The sequence below is a fragment of the Psychrobacter urativorans genome, from assembly GCF_904846695.1.
Lineage (GTDB): Bacteria > Pseudomonadota > Gammaproteobacteria > Pseudomonadales > Moraxellaceae > Psychrobacter > Psychrobacter urativorans.
Genome location: NZ_CAJHBR010000023.1, coordinates 1 through 15,887 on the forward strand (window position 1 = coordinate 1; position 15,887 = coordinate 15,887).

General features: G+C 41.2%; 15 protein-coding genes. 7 read left to right on the top strand and 8 right to left on the bottom strand.

Annotated features, from left to right (window positions below):
* Window positions 1-58: 58 nt before the first annotated feature.
* Together JMY09_RS12315 and JMY09_RS12320 are read right to left on the bottom strand one after the other, a co-directional pair.
* Window positions 59-838: a DUF5020 family protein gene (locus tag JMY09_RS12315; RefSeq protein WP_227677313.1), complete on the bottom strand. Its 780-nt coding sequence runs from the start codon at window positions 836-838 to the stop codon at window positions 59-61.
* A gap of 738 nt (window positions 839-1,576) precedes the next feature.
* Complete coding sequence (locus JMY09_RS12320; RefSeq protein ID WP_201623959.1) at window positions 1,577-2,332, bottom strand: M90 family metallopeptidase; 756 nt, start codon at window positions 2,330-2,332, stop codon at window positions 1,577-1,579.
* Between the two features lie 227 nt (window positions 2,333-2,559).
* Here JMY09_RS12320 and JMY09_RS12325 point away from each other — a divergent pair, with 227 nt between their 5' ends.
* On the top strand, window positions 2,560-3,747 hold the full coding sequence (locus tag JMY09_RS12325) for a sugar transporter (protein WP_201623960.1): 1,188 nt from the start codon (window positions 2,560-2,562) through the stop codon (window positions 3,745-3,747).
* Between the two features lie 21 nt (window positions 3,748-3,768).
* On the opposite strand, the gene JMY09_RS12330 is transcribed toward JMY09_RS12325, so the two are convergent.
* A complete protein-coding gene (locus JMY09_RS12330; protein WP_201623962.1) occupies window positions 3,769-4,680 on the bottom strand; it encodes a haloalkane dehalogenase in 912 nt (303 codons plus the stop codon).
* A 374-nt stretch (window positions 4,681-5,054) separates the two neighbouring features.
* Here JMY09_RS12330 and JMY09_RS12335 point away from each other — a divergent pair, with 374 nt between their 5' ends.
* Window positions 5,055-5,435 carry a hypothetical protein gene (locus JMY09_RS12335; RefSeq protein ID WP_201623964.1) on the top strand — a complete coding sequence of 127 codons (381 nt, stop codon included), beginning with the start codon at window positions 5,055-5,057 and terminating at the stop codon, window positions 5,433-5,435.
* Between the two features lie 123 nt (window positions 5,436-5,558).
* Here the strand turns inward: JMY09_RS12335 and JMY09_RS12340 are convergent, their stop codons facing one another.
* Window positions 5,559-5,807 carry a DUF2164 domain-containing protein gene (locus tag JMY09_RS12340; protein WP_201623966.1) on the bottom strand — a complete coding sequence of 83 codons (249 nt, stop codon included), beginning with the start codon at window positions 5,805-5,807 and terminating at the stop codon, window positions 5,559-5,561.
* Window positions 5,808-6,160: 353 nt separating this feature from the next.
* Between JMY09_RS12340 and JMY09_RS12345 the strand changes: the two genes are divergently transcribed.
* Window positions 6,161-6,769 (top strand): TetR/AcrR family transcriptional regulator, encoded by a 609-nt coding sequence (locus JMY09_RS12345; protein WP_201623968.1) that lies wholly within the window; start codon window positions 6,161-6,163, stop codon window positions 6,767-6,769.
* Between the two features lie 161 nt (window positions 6,770-6,930).
* On the opposite strand, the gene JMY09_RS12350 is transcribed toward JMY09_RS12345, so the two are convergent.
* Both JMY09_RS12350 and JMY09_RS12355 read right to left on the bottom strand, forming a co-directional pair.
* Complete coding sequence (locus JMY09_RS12350; protein WP_201623970.1) at window positions 6,931-7,584, bottom strand: DsbA family oxidoreductase; 654 nt, start codon at window positions 7,582-7,584, stop codon at window positions 6,931-6,933.
* A gap of 497 nt (window positions 7,585-8,081) precedes the next feature.
* Window positions 8,082-8,888 (bottom strand): siderophore-interacting protein, encoded by an 807-nt coding sequence (locus JMY09_RS12355; protein WP_201623972.1) that lies wholly within the window; start codon window positions 8,886-8,888, stop codon window positions 8,082-8,084.
* A 337-nt stretch (window positions 8,889-9,225) separates the two neighbouring features.
* On the opposite strand from JMY09_RS12355, the gene JMY09_RS12360 reads away from it, so the two are divergent.
* The 3 genes from JMY09_RS12360 to nfsB all read left to right on the top strand — a co-directional run bounded on the left by JMY09_RS12360 (window position 9,226) and on the right by nfsB (window position 11,304).
* The gene (locus JMY09_RS12360) at window positions 9,226-10,083 is read left to right on the top strand and encodes an SDR family NAD(P)-dependent oxidoreductase (RefSeq protein ID WP_201623974.1); all 858 of its coding nucleotides are present in this window, start codon (window positions 9,226-9,228) and stop codon (window positions 10,081-10,083) included.
* Between the two features lie 171 nt (window positions 10,084-10,254).
* Window positions 10,255-10,560, top strand: coding sequence for a putative quinol monooxygenase (locus JMY09_RS12365; RefSeq protein WP_201623975.1), 306 nt, complete (start codon window positions 10,255-10,257; stop codon window positions 10,558-10,560).
* Between the two features lie 87 nt (window positions 10,561-10,647).
* Window positions 10,648-11,304 (top strand): oxygen-insensitive NAD(P)H nitroreductase, encoded by a 657-nt coding sequence (nfsB, locus tag JMY09_RS12370; protein ID WP_201623977.1) that lies wholly within the window; start codon window positions 10,648-10,650, stop codon window positions 11,302-11,304.
* 244 nt (window positions 11,305-11,548) lie between these two features.
* Here nfsB and JMY09_RS12375 read toward each other — a convergent pair whose 3' ends face one another.
* Together JMY09_RS12375 and JMY09_RS12380 are read right to left on the bottom strand one after the other, a co-directional pair.
* Entirely contained in the window at window positions 11,549-13,339 is a 1,791-nt protein-coding gene (locus tag JMY09_RS12375; RefSeq protein ID WP_201623979.1) for a potassium/proton antiporter, read from the bottom strand.
* Window positions 13,340-13,615: 276 nt separating this feature from the next.
* Window positions 13,616-14,551 carry a LysR family transcriptional regulator gene (locus tag JMY09_RS12380; RefSeq protein WP_201623982.1) on the bottom strand — a complete coding sequence of 312 codons (936 nt, stop codon included), beginning with the start codon at window positions 14,549-14,551 and terminating at the stop codon, window positions 13,616-13,618.
* A gap of 313 nt (window positions 14,552-14,864) precedes the next feature.
* On the opposite strand from JMY09_RS12380, the gene speB reads away from it, so the two are divergent.
* The gene (gene speB, locus JMY09_RS12385) at window positions 14,865-15,839 is read left to right on the top strand and encodes an agmatinase (protein WP_201624023.1); all 975 of its coding nucleotides are present in this window, start codon (window positions 14,865-14,867) and stop codon (window positions 15,837-15,839) included.
* The last annotated feature ends 48 nt before the right edge of the window (window positions 15,840-15,887 follow it).

The window sequence follows — 15,887 nt, forward strand, 5'->3', positions numbered from 1 at the left end:
ATATTAATACTTATATTAGAGCTTATATTAATACTTATATTAGAGCTTATATTAGTACTTAGAAATGGTATTTCACCAAGGCGCTAGGAGCATTCTGGGTCTGATCGCTACCAAATTTATTTTTCCAATAGCTGTATTCCATACCAACTTCTAAGCGATTATCAATGCCAAGCACTTGTTGCAAGTTGTACTTAATTTGCGGGTTGATATGCAATTGGTCTTTTTTATCATCGTTGTTAAAAGAGTAATCAACATAGCCATCTACTACAAAGTTATTCTTTTCCCAACCATAAGTTAAAGTGATTTGTTGGTCATCAGCATCACTAAAAGTGTCATCGTTGAACGCATGATAGATAGAAGCAGAGGCATACTTCATACCTGGAATTGGCACATTTAAATCAACGCCAACACCTACTAAGTAGTTGTCTTGGCTAAAACCATTGCTATTCGAGCCAAACTCATACTGACCCGCTAAGTTGACTTGCTTAATAAAGCTATTGTCAAAAGTGGCAAGTTTATACTTAGGAGCAAGCTCGCCATAAGTTTCTTTAAAATCTTTACCATTAGTACCTTCTTCACCTTGATGACGGTCGACGAAGAAGAATACGCCACCCCAAGTGTGAGTAGAGGCATGCTCTAGAGTCATCGTTTTTAAGGTTTCATCAGGCACTAATTTATAGTTGCTACCATATAATCCGGAGATGCTGGTATCACCAAACAACATTTTAGCATTAGCGCTAGTCATACCACTTAGAGCAATTACAGCAAATGCTGCAGTAGCTAAGGGCTTGATTAAAGATAGTTTGCTAGTAGGTAAGCTTATTAGATTAAAACGCACAGTGTAACTCCCTTATATACAGTCGTTAGTTCCCTAGCAAACTCGGCTATAGCGGCGCGTAAAAACTGGTTTTAACTTCCTGTCAAAACGCATGATGACCGCTAGGGGATAAATAAATATAGTGTCAATAAGTAATAATAAATAACGATAGCGGCATAAAGAGGCAAGAGTTAAAGTGCTAACTATCGATATTTTTAACAGATATACATAACAGATTGTGTCTGATCAACAGCACAAGTAACAAAACGTTTACTTATGGTTTAAAGTAGTTAACCATACTTTCTATACTCTAACAACTCTATTTTATTGAAAGTAAAGCGCTGTTAAGTGTATTTATGCTACTTTTTTTTACTAAGCAACTGATTTTAATAATAAAAATTGACCAATTAGTCAGGTTTAATTATTTTAATAAATTTTAATAAAGTGGTATAAGGCACCTATTTTAGTTACTAAGGTTAACGGGAGGCCATTAAGTTGCTGGAATCTTACTAAGCGTTAATTTGTTAACTATCATTCAAGAAGGTATTTTACGTAGGATAATCAATAGCTATTGATGTCCTGTTGCTATAGATAAGTTAAGATAGGAAACTAAAATTGCGCTAAGACCTAAAAGCCTGAGCTGAGTTAAAGAGGCAATGACAATACTGCCCGTGCTGATTATGTCAGGGCAGTGCAATATATTTTGATGATTATGATCTATAATAAAGCTGAATTTTATAGACTATTGTCTGAGAATAACTAGGATGTTGAGTGCAGAGGATCTTGTAAAAAAAACTTCATCATGATTTGATAAATCTCAGGATAAGCATCGACCAGCTTTTGCGGGGTTTCAAAGAATACTTCGCTGAGAACTGCGAAAAACTCAGCTGGGTTGGTGCTACCATAACGATCTAGTCCAGATTTGGGGTATTGTTGAAAGTCTGCAAAGCCAGTCTCCATGGTCTTAGTCCAGTTAGCAGGGTCCATATCTGCTGGCAGTGGTGGAAAGCCATTGGCACGGCCATTTAGCATATCGAGCTTATGCACAAATTCATGAATCACTACGTTATGACCATCACGCTCACCTGAGTGTTGAGCATCTCGCCAAGAAAGAATAACTGGTCCACGCAGCCAAGCCTCACCACTTCGACTATGACTATTCTGGTGCACTATACCTAACTCATCAGTAGTAGTGCTTTCGCTTTTAAAAGCCCCAGGATAGATAATAATCGATGACCAACCTTCATACCATTCAAGACTCAAATTTAAAATAGGCAGGCAGGCTTGTAAGGCGATCGATTGTCTCACTGCATCGGTAATCACAAAGCCTTGAGCACCAACCATTGATTTATCGTGCAGCAATAAGGTGGCCAGCTCAAACAAATGAGTCAGCTCAGACTGGGTTAATCTATCTAGGATAGGGATTTTTTGCGCCGCTAACAGCCAGTCCGATTGGCTAAACTGACTTTGGTCTAATATACGCTGTTCGCGCCAGTCTTTTATTATGCTGAGCATAAGTTAGGGTCTCCTATAAGGTCTGCGACAACTGATTTTTGCTTAGGGCTATAGCGTCTACTAATGGCATTGCCCTAACCATAAAAGGCCTATACTTATAGCGGTAGGGTAGCTTTTTAAGCTTGGATTCACTATAGTCTGTGGTTTATACCAACTCTATCATTTACCTTAAATAAACTCACCTTATAAACTGTAGCTATGCGCTACTTTGTCTTTTATTGGATATTATGAAACAGCAAGTTGAAGAGGGCTCAGGCTCGCAGCGTAGCCAATACTTTCAAATGATTTTGATGGGTATCAGTGCCTTTATATTTAATACTACAGAGTTTGTCCCTGTGGCGCTGCTAAGTGACATTGCGCAGGATTTTTCAATCACTACTGCTGAAACTGGCTTGATGTTGACGATTTACGCTTGGATAGTTGCCGCTATGTCGTTGCCGCTAATGCTATTGACCGGAAAAATCGAGCGCAAGCGTTTATTACTAGCACTTTTCATGGTTTTTATCGCTAGTCATGCTTTGTCAGTCTTTGCTTGGAGTTATCAAGTATTGTTGATTAGCCGAATAGGGATAGCTTTAGCGCATGCGATATTTTGGTCGATTACAGCAGCGATAATACTGCGTATAGCTCCCAAAGGTAAAAAAGCTCTAGCTCTGAGTATCTTGGCTATGGGTACTTCTCTAGCTATGGTGTTGGGCGTACCCATAGGACGACTAGTAGGTCAGTGGTTGGGCTGGCGCGCTACTTTTGGCGGTATTGGAGTAGTGGCTTTTGTAGTATTTATTCTACAAGCTAAGTTATTACCGACTTTGCCAAGTATGTTCGATGGGGACTTTAGAAAAGTGCCAGAATTGCTAAAAAACCCCTTATTGGCTAGTCTGTATTTATTTATTTTCTTGGTGTTCACGGCGCACTATACTACTTACTCTTATATCGAACCTTTTATGCGCCAAGTGGGCTTAATCAGTGAGAATATGGCTACCTTTGTGCTGTTGCTGTTTGGTATTGCAGGACTTATGGGTAGTGTGATATTTAGTCGTTGGGGTGAAAAATCAAACAAGGGACTGATGCTAGTATCTACTATGCTGTTATTGTTCTCTATGACCGTGCTGTTGTCTTCGGTTAGCTCAATTTGGTTACTCAGTATCGTTACCCTAATTTGGGGTATGGTACTCATGTTGCTGATATTATCAGTACAAGCCAAAGTTATCGTTATTGATAATAGTGCGCAAGATGTGGTTATGGCGATGTTTTCTGGAATCATCAATTTAGGTATCGGTGCTGGGGCATTATTTGGTGGCTATGCGGTTACTCATCTAACTCTGCCTAATATTGGCTTTGCAGGTGCCGCTATTGCCGCTATAGCGCTGCTAGTCATTATACTTATCATCAAGCGCTTTTCTAGATTACGTTAACGGCAATGGGGTGAAAGTAGATTATTTAGGGTTGTCAGCAATGAATTGGACTAATAGCTCAGCCACTTTTTTACCTTGGTCTTCTTGCAGAAAGTGCCCAGCATTGATGATAGTGCTGTGGTTTTGAGCTTTAGTTCCGGGAATCAGTTTCTGCATCACTCGATCTCCACCAGCAGTAATCGGATCAGAGTCGCTAAATAGAGTAATGAATGGTTTAGTAAATTTACTCAGCTCCTTCCAAGCAGCACGGTTAGGCTCAGAGGCAGGATCATCTGGGGTTATAGGGACGAGTAGTGGAAACTGCCGAGCTCCTTCCTTATAAGACTCATCAGGAAAAGGAGCGTTATAAGCATCGATCGTCGCTGGTGATAGCTCAGTAGTCGTGCCACTCTTGATAGTGCCTGAGACATTGAATTCTACGGTTTTTTGAGAGAACTGCTGCCACTGTCGAAAACTCTCTCCTGGATCGTGATCGCCAGTAGGCAGCATAGTATTACTGGCCGCTACTCGAGCAAAACGTTCTGGATTAGCCGCTACTAAACGCAAGCCAATCAAGCCACCCCAATCTTGACAGAATAAAGTAATGTTATTTAGATCTAACTGGTCAACTAGTGATTGCATCCAGTCGACATGACGCTGATAAGTATAGTCAGTGCGAGAAGCAGGTTTGTCTGAGCGTCCAAAACCCGGAAGGTCCGGAGCAATAATGCGATGTCCTGCTGCGGTTAGTAGCGGGATCATCTTGCGATAAAGATAACACCATGAAGGCTCACCATGCAGCAATAATATTGGATCCGCATCTTTTGGTCCTTGGTCTAAGTAGTGCACGCGCAATTGGCTTCCTTCGGCATCGTCAACCATTAGATAGTGTGGATCAAAATCGTAATCAGCTAGGTTGGCAAAACAGCTATCAGGGGTTCTAAGCTTTTTCATTAGTCATCCTTGTATTGAGGGTATAAACACCTATTCCCATAGCATAATATCGTAAGGGAATTCCCAGTGGTAGCATGGAAAATGTTGATAATGGCAGCAGATTTATGCCGTGCAACTTTGAAAATATGTCGAGTAACGACTATAGCGCATTCACCTTTGTCCCTGCAACAAAGCACTCACTGATTATTGACAATAGAATTTAACCAAGCTGCTAATGATAAAAAATCTATTAGTGTTAAGCTCAATCATCGAGCGCCCTAATGAACAGTAGGCTTGAGGTGTACATTTGTATCGATGCGTTGACTAAACAAAGATCCTGACATAATATCAAGGGTCGAGATGTACTAAGCAATATTATAACGAGGGCTGTAATTATGTCGAATAAGTCGGTTGATAATGATAAGCTGAAGAGTGATGCAGTAAACTCCTCTAAAAATAGTGATGTAAAATCTGACAAGAAAGAGCAAAAAAAGCAGGATAAGACAGATAAGAAAGAGCAAAAAAAGCAGGATAAGGTAGACAAGAAAGATCAAAAAAAGCAGGATAAGATAGACAAGAAAGAGCAAAAAAAGCAGGATAAGATAGACAAGAAAGATCAAAAAAAGCAGGATAAGATAGATAAGAAAGATCAAAAAAAGCAGGACAAGAAAGATAAAAAACAGCAAAAAAAGCAGGACAAGAAAGATAAAAAACAGCAAAAAAAGCAGGACAAGATAGATAAAAAACAGCAAAAAAAGCAAGCTAAGAAAAAATAATTACCATCAGTCCAATGCTAGAGCTTTAAGCTAAGTGTCTTGCATTGGATTTTTTATTGCCTTTTATTTAGTTATAGGCAGTATTAGTGATAGCCGGATAAACCAATACTAAGAACCGTTGAATCAATACTTTTTAAAGCTATGCATATCTTCTAAGATAACAGTGAATCGCTCATATAACCAAGGCTCCATGTCTTCAACCACTTGATTATAAATATGGGGACCTAAGCTTTCAATAATGAAATCTAATAAAAAACGTGCTGGTAAATTACCAATATCGACATCGAATTCCTCAAGCATATACAGTCTTAATTTATCTAATATCAAGGTTTCTTCGGTATCGGATAACTTGATTATTCTCTCTGCACTCATCACTATCGCTCCAAAAATATTTTTTTATTACTAGACTATAAGCTCAGCAGCTATTACATAAGCTAACTGCCAGTCAGCACTATACTGTTAGTCTGATAAATTAGCCAATTAGGCTTGCTGATCACCGATGATTTGTTCAGCAAGGCTAGTCATATTTGAGGCATAAAGCAGCCTTTTTAAGCAGCCGTTATTGCTGTTACTGGCTGTCATAGGAAACCCATAGCTTAAAAGGTATTTATAAACTCAACTGGACTGTATTGGCCAGTCAAGATAAAATTGAGCAATCACTCAAGAGTATTTAGTGGCGCTTATCTATCATATGAGCTTACAGTTTTGAAAAATGGAAATTAATTATGGCTCGCGCAACCCTACACAATCGACAAGATTCTCTAGAGCAAGCTTTACAGATTTTCTGGGAAAAAGGTTTTCATGCCACCTCGCTAAAAGATTTAGAGCAAGCCATGGACATGCGTCCTGGCAGTATCTATGCCACTTTTGGTAGTAAAGACGCCCTGTTTCAAGAAGCCCTCGACTATTATGCTCGGATGGCAATAGCTGAGTTAGAGCGCACCCTAAGCAAGTACCCCAGCTCGCCATTACAAGGATTGGCAGCCTATTTACGTCTGCTTGGTAGCTTACGTGATCAAGCGTTACCAAGTAATGCTTGTATGCTAGTCAAAAGCTTATTAGAGCTGGGAGTAAAAGAGGAGTCTGCTTTGTGTAAAGTTGAAAGCATGCTAGCAAAGATAGAGTCTCGCTTTACTACCAGCTTTATTGAATCTCAGCGAATCGGAGAGTTAGGCCGCCAGCTTAATCCTGTACTCCTTGCGCAAAGATTACAAGCTGAAGTTATGGGACTACGCTCATTTGCACAGCGCAAAGTTGACAGTAGCGTGGTGCATGAGGTTGCTGAGGCTATGGCATCTTCGTTGGATGCCATGCGCATAGATAATGTCGGCTAAGAGCCTGCATAAGGTTATGGCAACTAGCGAAATTCGATACAAATTCGCTTGCCGCGCTTACGCTATAGAAAAGTACAGTAGCCGAGCAGGCGACAGTTATAAGCATAGTTTAGCAAGGTGATTTATCGCGAAAAATCAGACAACTACTTTAGAAGGATCGATCAATCAGCCATCTGCGCTAATTGCTTTAGAACAGCAATATAGCTCTCCACGCCTTGGGCGCCACTAACTAGATGACGATTATCAAAGATAACCGAAGGTACACTTTGAATACCTTGTTCCCTCCAATACTGCTCTGACTCGCGAACTTGTTTGGCAAAGCGTTGATCCTCAAGAACGGCTAGCGCCTCTGTACCATCTAAGCCGATTTCTGCCGCTATTTCTGCCAAAACTGCTTTTTCAGAAAGGTTACGATTATTGGTAAAATGAGCGGTAAATAAAGCCTGCTCTAAATCATTCGCTCGATGGTATTGCGCCGACCAATAGATAAGTTGATGCAGATTAAAAGTATTATGTACTCGCGTATCGGCAGTAAAATTAAACTCAAAACCAACTTCTGCTCCTACATCGGTCATTCTATCTCGGCTCTCTTGTACTTGTTTCTCATTGCGATTATGCTTGTCCATACCATGCTGGCGTAGATTCTTGCCTTCAGCTGGCATGTCCGGATTAAGCTCGAATGGATGCCAATGAATCTCATAGGCGCTATTAGTCTGCTGCAGAGCTTTGGCCAGTTGTTGATAGCCGATGATGCACCATGGGCAAGAGGTATCTGAGACGATATCTATTTTTAGTGGTTTTTTTGAACTTTCCATAGGACCTCTGGGAACGCGTTATTTATAAATAGCACTGAAAAAATTGCTGCTTAATGGTCTTTAAAACAATACTGCTTTCGATAAAGCCATAAAAACAGTGAGGATAAGGTGAAGGCCGGCTCAAACTAGGCCACTTTATGCCATTCAAATTTCTGAAATAGTGGTCTGTTAAGGTATTGGCAAGTTGGTTGGTAGGGGTACTCATTACTGAATTTGAGCGATCACTCACTTTAAGTGATGATATTTCCTCAAGCGAGTAAATATAGCCCTTACTATAAGTTTTTTTGAGCGAACGCTCAATATATATTTGAGTAATCGCTCAACTAAATTGTAACTTCGACAGCTATTTTAATTTATTATAAAAATTATCTTAACAATAACAATAACCGTAACTTAGCTAAGTATTGCTTTGTTAGCACAGTCGAATGAATGTGTTGTCCTCGGGGATAGGCATACTGCTAACCCTAAGGGTATGAATCAGCGTATAAATAAATAGGTTATTCGCTATCTTTTTCTGCTAAGCGATCTTTGGCAGATCTATCTTCAGCAATGCCCGCCTTCCAGTAGGAAAAAGCGTACAACTCATCTTTTGACCAGTCTAGCTCCTTTTTTAGATAGTGGCGAATCGCTTTCACTGATGAGAACTCACTTGCAACATAAGCAAAACGGCTTTGCTCGCTGGTTGGTAGAGTGAGCGACTTGACCGTATTAGCTAACTGACTGCCCTGCTCGGGATGCCGATTATGTAACCAAGTCATCTCAACCTTGGCTAAGGTTGGTAAGTGTTGTTGGTCATGCTCATCGTAAACCTCGATAATACATTGAACCGTAGCGGTGCTAGGCAAGCTCTCAAGGATCGCACCAAGTACGGGTATAGCAGTAGCATCACCGACTAATAAAAAGTGATCTGCTGCTGGATAAAGCGCTTTATTTTTTGGTGTCATTAGCACCGCCAGTTGGTCACCCACTTGCGCATGAGACACCCAGCTTGAGGCAGGAGCCTGATCACCATGAGCCACAAAGTCAATCCAAATGTGTTGTTTGGTAATATCTACGCCGCGGTGGGTATAAGTACGTTTAGTAAGGTTGGTAGTATCGTCTATATCAACAGGTTGGGTTTTGTCTGTGGGGATAAGTATTTTATTATTGAAGCCAACGGTCATCTTAGCGATGTTGGCAATAGTGTCGGGCTGTGCGGTTAGATAAACACGGATATAGTGTGGGGTAATGATCTGCTTGGCGCTAACCCTCATCACTTCTCGTACTGGTGATACGATGAGGCTGTCAATGGTGGTATTTTTCATAGATATCTTCCGTTAGTTTTTTTGTTTTTAGTCTTATGTATGGATTACGCCATCAAGCCTCGTTGATATCGGGCGCTGTGTCAACTTATTAAGCCAACTGATAGCTATTGTGCACGGTTAGTGACAGGAGGTTGAGCTGCATTTATCGGGTTAAATCCTATAAATGAAATAATAAGTTTTTAGCTGTTTTAGCTGTTTTAGCTGTTTTAGCTATCCTGGCTCACGGTTCAAAGTGTGGGCGACTCTGGCTAGTATTCCAATAACAACACTTTCATTACAATCAGTTGTGTTACGAAGCATAGACTAGAATGCATTATTTAAATAATAAGGACCACTGATGAGCAAGACTATTTTGATTACTGGCAGTACCGATGGTATCGGTAAACTTGCAGCACTGAAGTTGGCAGAAGCCGGACATCAGGTGTATCTGCATGGCAGAGATACTGACAAACTGGCGACTGTCATTGCTCAAGTCAAAGCAGTGGCTACTGGGGCCTTGCTCGATAACCTAGATAACATTGGTGGGTTTGTCGCTGATTTCTCAGATTTAAACGAAGTGCGCAAAATGGCAGCAGAAGTGACTCAAAAGCTAGCTAAAATTGATGTGCTAATCAACAATGCTGGGATTTATACTACTGCTTCTGCAAGCACTAAACAGGGGCTCGACGTACGCTTTGTAGTTAATTACTTAGCGCCTTACGAGTTGACCAATGCTTTATTGCCGCTACTCAAAAAATCTGGCCAAGCCCGCATCATAAACTTAAGCTCAGCTGCGCAAGTGCCCGTATCCTATCCTGCATTCACAGGACAAGTAAGTCTTAGTGATAAAGAGGCTTATGCCCAAAGTAAGCTGGCCTTGACTATGTGGAGTATGGCTTTAGCCGAAGCAGTCGCTGCCGATAATATAAACGTCATCGCAGTAAACCCAGGCTCGCTACTGAATACAAAAATGGTCAATGAGGCTTATGGGGAGCATTGGTCATCAGCAGATAAAGGGGCAAATATCCTAACTGAACTCGCTATCTCAGATGAATTCGTAACCGATACGGGTAAGTATTTCGATAACGATATTAAAGACGGTGTACAAGGTGAGGCCCAGGGTGAATTTGGACAACCGCATGCCGATACCTTGAATAAACAAGCTATTGCAGAGCTAGAAAAGCAAACTCAAAGTTTGTTGCAGTCGCTTTGTTAGTAGCCACAAGCTTTATGATAAAAAAGGTAGGAGTTAGGATCTATCAAACCCAACGCCAGCCTAGATAATTATAATATTTAAATCTACAGTATTGACATTAAAGCTATTGAAAATAATGCTATTTAAATTACTAACATTACAATCAACAGTACTCACTTATAGGAATCGCTAATGCAAACGCAAACCCCCAAGCCTCTGACTATCGTTGCCACTATTAAAGTCAAAGCTGATCATCTTGAGCGGGTCAAATCTGAGCTGCTGCAACTAACCAAAGCTTCGCAATCGGATGAGGGTTGCATTCAATATGACTTGCACCAAGATAACGCCAACCTTGATAAGTTTATAGTGTATGAAGTTTGGGAAAATAATGAGTTTTTGCAGCAGCATGTCCAAAGCCCCCATTTCCAAAACTATATAAAGGTCACAGAAGGGATGGTCGATGAGTTTATCATAACTGAAATGACCGTCATCTCATAAATTTTAGGGCTACAGTTATCTATCATTAACAATGGGATAAAGGGTAATTGCGCTTAAAGTTTGAAAAATCAATAACAGGAATAATGTATGAAAACTATCACTGAAGCAATGCATTGGCGCTATAGCACTAAAGAGTTTGATGCTAATAAAAAAATATCGGCTGAGGACTTTGAGAGCTTAAAAGATATCTTACGACTAAGCCCTTCGAGTACCAATATTCAACCTTGGCATTTTGTGATTGCTGATGATGACGCTGGCAAAGCTAGAATCGCTAAAAGTACTAGCGGCATGTTTGACTTTAATGCGCCAAAAGTAACTGACGCCTCACATGTTATTGTGTTTTGTAGTCGTATTGATGCTGATGAAGCGTTCTTAAGAGACGTACTAGATAAAGAAGATGCCGATGGCCGCTTTGCTGAACCAAAATTCAAAGAGCAAATGCATGAAGTCCGTAAAATGTTTTTGGATATTCGTCGCTATGAAAATAAAGATGAGCCACATTGGCTAGTTGAGCAAGTATATTTAAATATGGGTGCATTATTACTGGGTGCCGCAACTTTAGGTATCGACTCAGTACCTATGGAAGGCGTTGATCTAAAGGCTCTTGATGAAGAATTTGATTTGCGTACTAAGGGCTATTCGGCATTAGCCGTTGTGTCACTAGGTTACCGTACTGAAAATGACTTCAATGCTCTACTGCCAAAATCACGTTTGAGCGAAGAGACTATCATCACTATGGCTTAAATCAGCTTAATTAGTGACTATAAAAACCCCCTAAATAATTATTATCTAGGGGGTTTTTATTATAGCCGATAGCGTTAAAGAACCTTGATGGCAACCTGCTTTTATAAATAACTTTATTATAATATCTTTAGAACAGACTTATCATTTTTATAAAGATTTTACAGGTTGATATCTTTAAGATTGATACCTTTAAGGTTGATAGCTTCAGTGCTTTAGCAATGACAGCTCGTTTTGCCCTGTAGCGCTAATTGACCATGGGTAGATCTTGCCGTTTTAGACCTATGGTTCTCAATGCTCCCTTATTATCGACCTCTTTGATTACCAGCGACCATTCATCATTGACTGCCACCGTGTCGCCTGGAATGGGAGCGATCTCTAGATTTGCTGTCACATATTGAGCGACGGTCTGTTGCCACATGTTGGTTGAGGGGTTAGCAGCATTGGGTCGAAGGGTAGTAACAAGCGAGTCTGATTCCATTACACCGGTAAAAAAAGGCAAGTCTCCCAGCTTAACACTAGGTGATAGTAGCCAATCACCATAAAAATCATCAATGGCTCGACGATCTAATTTTGTATCATTAAAGATTTGCGCAATTTGGCTGGCATGATTACTTTGCATAGCGTACCAAACATTGTCACCGAATTTCAGCTGAGTATCTTCTTTGACAGGGACTAATTTTTGCCCCCGTACTAAGGCAAAGACGTTGATCTCATCAGGGCTGACTCGGCTAGATATTACCTTAGGGTGGCGTCCGATAGCGAACGCACCTGGCTTCACTTCAAACTCGTATAAAGTGATGCTGGCTTTATCAGATACCCAAACCTCATGTTCTTCTTTCGGCTCATTATTGGCAGGAATGCGCACTTTGAATAAAGTGGCCATAAATGGGATGGTAGTCCCTTGTAGTATTAACGATAGCACTACCACCCCAAAGGCGATATCGAATAACATAAAAGCACTATCGATCCTTGCCATTACTGGAAGAATAGCCAAGGTGATCGGAACCGCACCACGTAAACCTACCCAAGAAATAAAGCCGATTTCTCTGTCTTTGAACTTAAAAGGTTTGACGCTAGTATAAACAGCGATAGGGCGGGCAACCAAAATCATAAAGGCCACAATCGCTACTGAATAGTACCAAACATTGATAACGTTAGAAGGGGTGACGAGCAAGCCGAGCACTACAAAAAGCACCGCTTGCGATAACCAAGCAAAGCTATCCATCACCCGTAGCACATGCTCAGTTGAGTGGGCTTTATGATTGCCGATAATGACCCCAGACAAATATATGGCCAAAAAGCCACTGCCGCCTATCAGATTGGTCGCAGCGAATACCGATAGCCCAGCCGACATTATTAAAATGGCATACATACCTTCGGGCAAATGCAGCTTAGGTAATAGCTTAGATAATAAAAATCCTGCCAGTAAGCCCACTATCAAGCCAAAGCCTAACTGCTGTAATAGTAATAGTAGGAACCCAAACACCGTTTGACCAGCAGGATCGAGATTGAGGGCAATCAAGCCAGTAACTAACAAGATGGCGAAGGGGTCGTTGGCGCCAGACTCTAATTCAAGCGTCGCTTGGACTCGATCGTTGAGCTTGACGCCGCCATTACGTAATAGAGAAAAAACCGCAGCAGCATCCGTTGAGCCTACGATGGCGGCCATTAGTAGGCCAACTCGCCAATCGACGTTCAGTAGCCAAGTGACAAACACCCCCAACACTAATACAGTGATCAACACGCCCCAAGTAGCTAACACTACCGCAGGCTTGAGACCAACTCGAAAGGATTGAAAAGAGGTGCGTAGGCCACCGTCCAACAGGATGCAGGCTAATGCCGCTTGTCCAATAAAGTTGGCAAGAGCATATTCTGCGAAATGAATACCTAAAATACCATCTTCGCCTGCTAGCATGCCTACTACCAAGAACAATAGTAATAAGGGGACGCCTAAACGTGCTGATAAAGTGCTGGCCATGATGCTAGCGAAGATTAATAATGCACCTACTAAGTACAGGATATTGAGGGTATCCATGTTTTTTAAGCCCTATTAGTGAAAAGTGTTGACGCTGATAATATGAGCGCTGATTATAGTCCCAGAGTTCTTGTGCGGTATTAGCTGGCATAAGTTGGCTAACGACTAGCTCGCTTGCCTATTTGCCTGACTATCCGATTAATAGCCCTTAGCATACTACCTTTATTACCTCACTCAGGTTTAACTGGATTGTGGTGAAAACAATAAATAGATAAGCGCACCAAGGTTATCTTTTAATCGACAGCAAAAACTGCTTATAAGTCAGATTTTCACTGATTAACCAGCACTAGGGCCTGCTAATAATAGTTTAATCATTTGATCTAAAAACTCCGCAACTTGCTTATGTAGGTTTTGTCGATAGGACCAATGATGTTGCACATCATAACTGGCTTCATCCACTAACAGTATTCTCATTAGTCCCATCGCTTCATAGCGTTTCGCTAAATCATTGGGCAAATAGCCGACATGATGTCCGGCAAGGATAAGCTGCGCGGTCGCCTCCATATGATAAGTAGTAGCACTTAGAGTTCTTGGGCGAATATGGTTGATTTGATGATCTACACCATAGCCTCTTCTGACCCAAGGGTAGTCTTGTTCTAGCCTGTCAAAAGTTAACTGTTCTGCTTCACTAGCATTAGTTTGAGCAAATAGGTGATGTTTAGACCCACAGCAGACCACTTGTTTTTCGGTAAAGGCAGGCTTAAAAGTGAGGGCAGGGGGAAAACTACTAAAATAACCAACCCCGATGTCGCTCTCATTGTTAAGTAAATTCTCTAGCATATTCTCTGGGCTTTGCACATCAATAGAGAAATGTATTAATGGATTTTCTTCATAGCTAGCGGATAGACATTGTTGCAGGGCATCATAAAAAAATGTTGGCAACTGATCCGCTAGACATAGACGAATATGACCGCCACGCACTGAGTCCAGCTGCCGGATATAGTGTAGTTGATGCTCAAAACTAGCTACCGCATCGTGAAAGCTCAAACAAGCCTCATAAACCGCTATTCCATCTTCTGTCAACTCAAAGCCGCCACGACCTCGCAAACAAAGCGTCATCTTTAACCGATCCTCTAAGTGCGAAAGATGACCACTGATTACTGAGGTGGTGAGATTTAGTTGAGATTGGGCAGCGGTCACCCCCTGACACTCTACAATAGCCATAAAACTACGCAAGGTCTTGACATCTATCCTAATCAATTCATTAAACATTAGCTTTACCTCAACTAGATTATGTTACTTAGCAAGAGTTAGCAGTGATTAATACTGACTAACGCTATGACGCTAAAAATGCGCATTTACTTAGTGCGGCTTCAGTGTACCTGTGCAGCATTTAGCGATATAGAAATTTTCAGGAAGTTATTAACTTCTGGATATAAGTATTAAAATGCGATTACTACTGAATATCAGAAGTTTACTTCTGAACTTTAGCATGGTTTGACCGCAGTTATTTAGGTATTGTAAATGTATATCAGATATTTGCTTATTTTGATGAGCGTTAATGACTGCAATCACCCTAAAGGATATGAAAATGGAATTCAATCAACCGTTAAGTGGTAATGACATGCCAAGATTTGGTGGCTTTGCTTCTATGATGCGTCTACCTACTCAAGCTGACGCTCAAGGGCTAGATGTCGCTTTCGTTGGCGTTCCACTAGATATTGGGGCCTCAAACCGTAGTGGTGCAAGATTGGGTCCTAGACAAATCCGTGATGAGTCGCGCATGATTCGTCCTTACAATGTGGCTACACGCGCTGCCCCTTTTGAGTCATTGCAAGTCGCTGATATTGGCGACGTTCCTATCAATACTTTTAACTTACTAAAAAGCATCGATATCATTGAAAAGTTTTACTCAGAAAAAATTGTCAGCCATGGTGCCATACCTTTGACTTTAGGTGGTGATCACACTATTGCCTTACCTATTCTGCGAGCTTTAGCAAAGAAACATGGCCCTGTAGGGCTAGTGCATATCGACGCTCATGCTGATATTAATGATGATATGTTCGGTGAAAAAATTGCTCATGGTACGCCATTTCGTCGTGCTGTTGAAGAAAACCTAATTGATGGTAATCGGGTAGTGCAGATAGGTTTGCGTGGTACCGGTTATAGCGCTGAAGAATTTGATTGGTCCACTCAACAAGGCTTCCGTGTCGTACCTGCTGAAGAGTGCTGGTATAAATCATTGACGCCACTGATGGCAGAAGTTAGAGAAAAAGTGGGCGACGGTCCTGTCTATTTAAGCTTCGATATTGATGGTATCGATCCCGCCTTTGCTCCGGGTACAGGTACGGCGGAAATTGGGGGGCTCACTTCACCACAAGCGATAGAGATCATTCGTGGTATGCGTGGTCTTGACGTTGTTGGTTGTGACTTGGTCGAAGTCTCACCGCCTTATGACCCTTTTGGTAACACTTCAGTATTAGCAGCAAACTTGCTGTTTGAGATGCTGTGTATTTTGCCCGGTGTACGCTACGACGAAAAGGTTAAGGCTATTTATTAGTCATAGTTGATTAACCAGAGTTGATTAATATTGGACCAGCTATGACGG

What these genes read in the sequence shown, in the direction of transcription:
- JMY09_RS12320 (WP_201623959.1), bottom strand. Translation starts at nt 2,332, where the DNA reads ATGCTCAGCATAATAAAAGACTGGCGCGAACAGCGTATATTAGACCAA.
- JMY09_RS12375 (WP_201623979.1), bottom strand. Translation starts at nt 13,339, where the DNA reads ATGGATACCCTCAATATCCTGTACTTAGTAGGTGCATTATTAATCTTC.
- JMY09_RS12345 (WP_201623968.1), top strand. Translation starts at nt 6,161, where the DNA reads ATGGCTCGCGCAACCCTACACAATCGACAAGATTCTCTAGAGCAAGCT.
- JMY09_RS12380 (WP_201623982.1), bottom strand. Translation starts at nt 14,551, where the DNA reads ATGTTTAATGAATTGATTAGGATAGATGTCAAGACCTTGCGTAGTTTT.
- JMY09_RS12330 (WP_201623962.1), bottom strand. Translation starts at nt 4,680, where the DNA reads ATGAAAAAGCTTAGAACCCCTGATAGCTGTTTTGCCAACCTAGCTGAT.
- JMY09_RS12325 (WP_201623960.1), top strand. Translation starts at nt 2,560, where the DNA reads ATGAAACAGCAAGTTGAAGAGGGCTCAGGCTCGCAGCGTAGCCAATAC.
- JMY09_RS12355 (WP_201623972.1), bottom strand. Translation starts at nt 8,888, where the DNA reads ATGAAAAATACCACCATTGACAGCCTCATCGTATCACCAGTACGAGAA.
- JMY09_RS12350 (WP_201623970.1), bottom strand. Translation starts at nt 7,584, where the DNA reads ATGGAAAGTTCAAAAAAACCACTAAAAATAGATATCGTCTCAGATACC.
- JMY09_RS12360 (WP_201623974.1), top strand. Translation starts at nt 9,226, where the DNA reads ATGAGCAAGACTATTTTGATTACTGGCAGTACCGATGGTATCGGTAAA.
- JMY09_RS12340 (WP_201623966.1), bottom strand. Translation starts at nt 5,807, where the DNA reads ATGAGTGCAGAGAGAATAATCAAGTTATCCGATACCGAAGAAACCTTG.
- speB (WP_201624023.1), top strand. Translation starts at nt 14,865, where the DNA reads ATGAAAATGGAATTCAATCAACCGTTAAGTGGTAATGACATGCCAAGA.
- JMY09_RS12365 (WP_201623975.1), top strand. Translation starts at nt 10,255, where the DNA reads ATGCAAACGCAAACCCCCAAGCCTCTGACTATCGTTGCCACTATTAAA.
- JMY09_RS12335 (WP_201623964.1), top strand. Translation starts at nt 5,055, where the DNA reads ATGTCGAATAAGTCGGTTGATAATGATAAGCTGAAGAGTGATGCAGTA.
- nfsB (WP_201623977.1), top strand. Translation starts at nt 10,648, where the DNA reads ATGAAAACTATCACTGAAGCAATGCATTGGCGCTATAGCACTAAAGAG.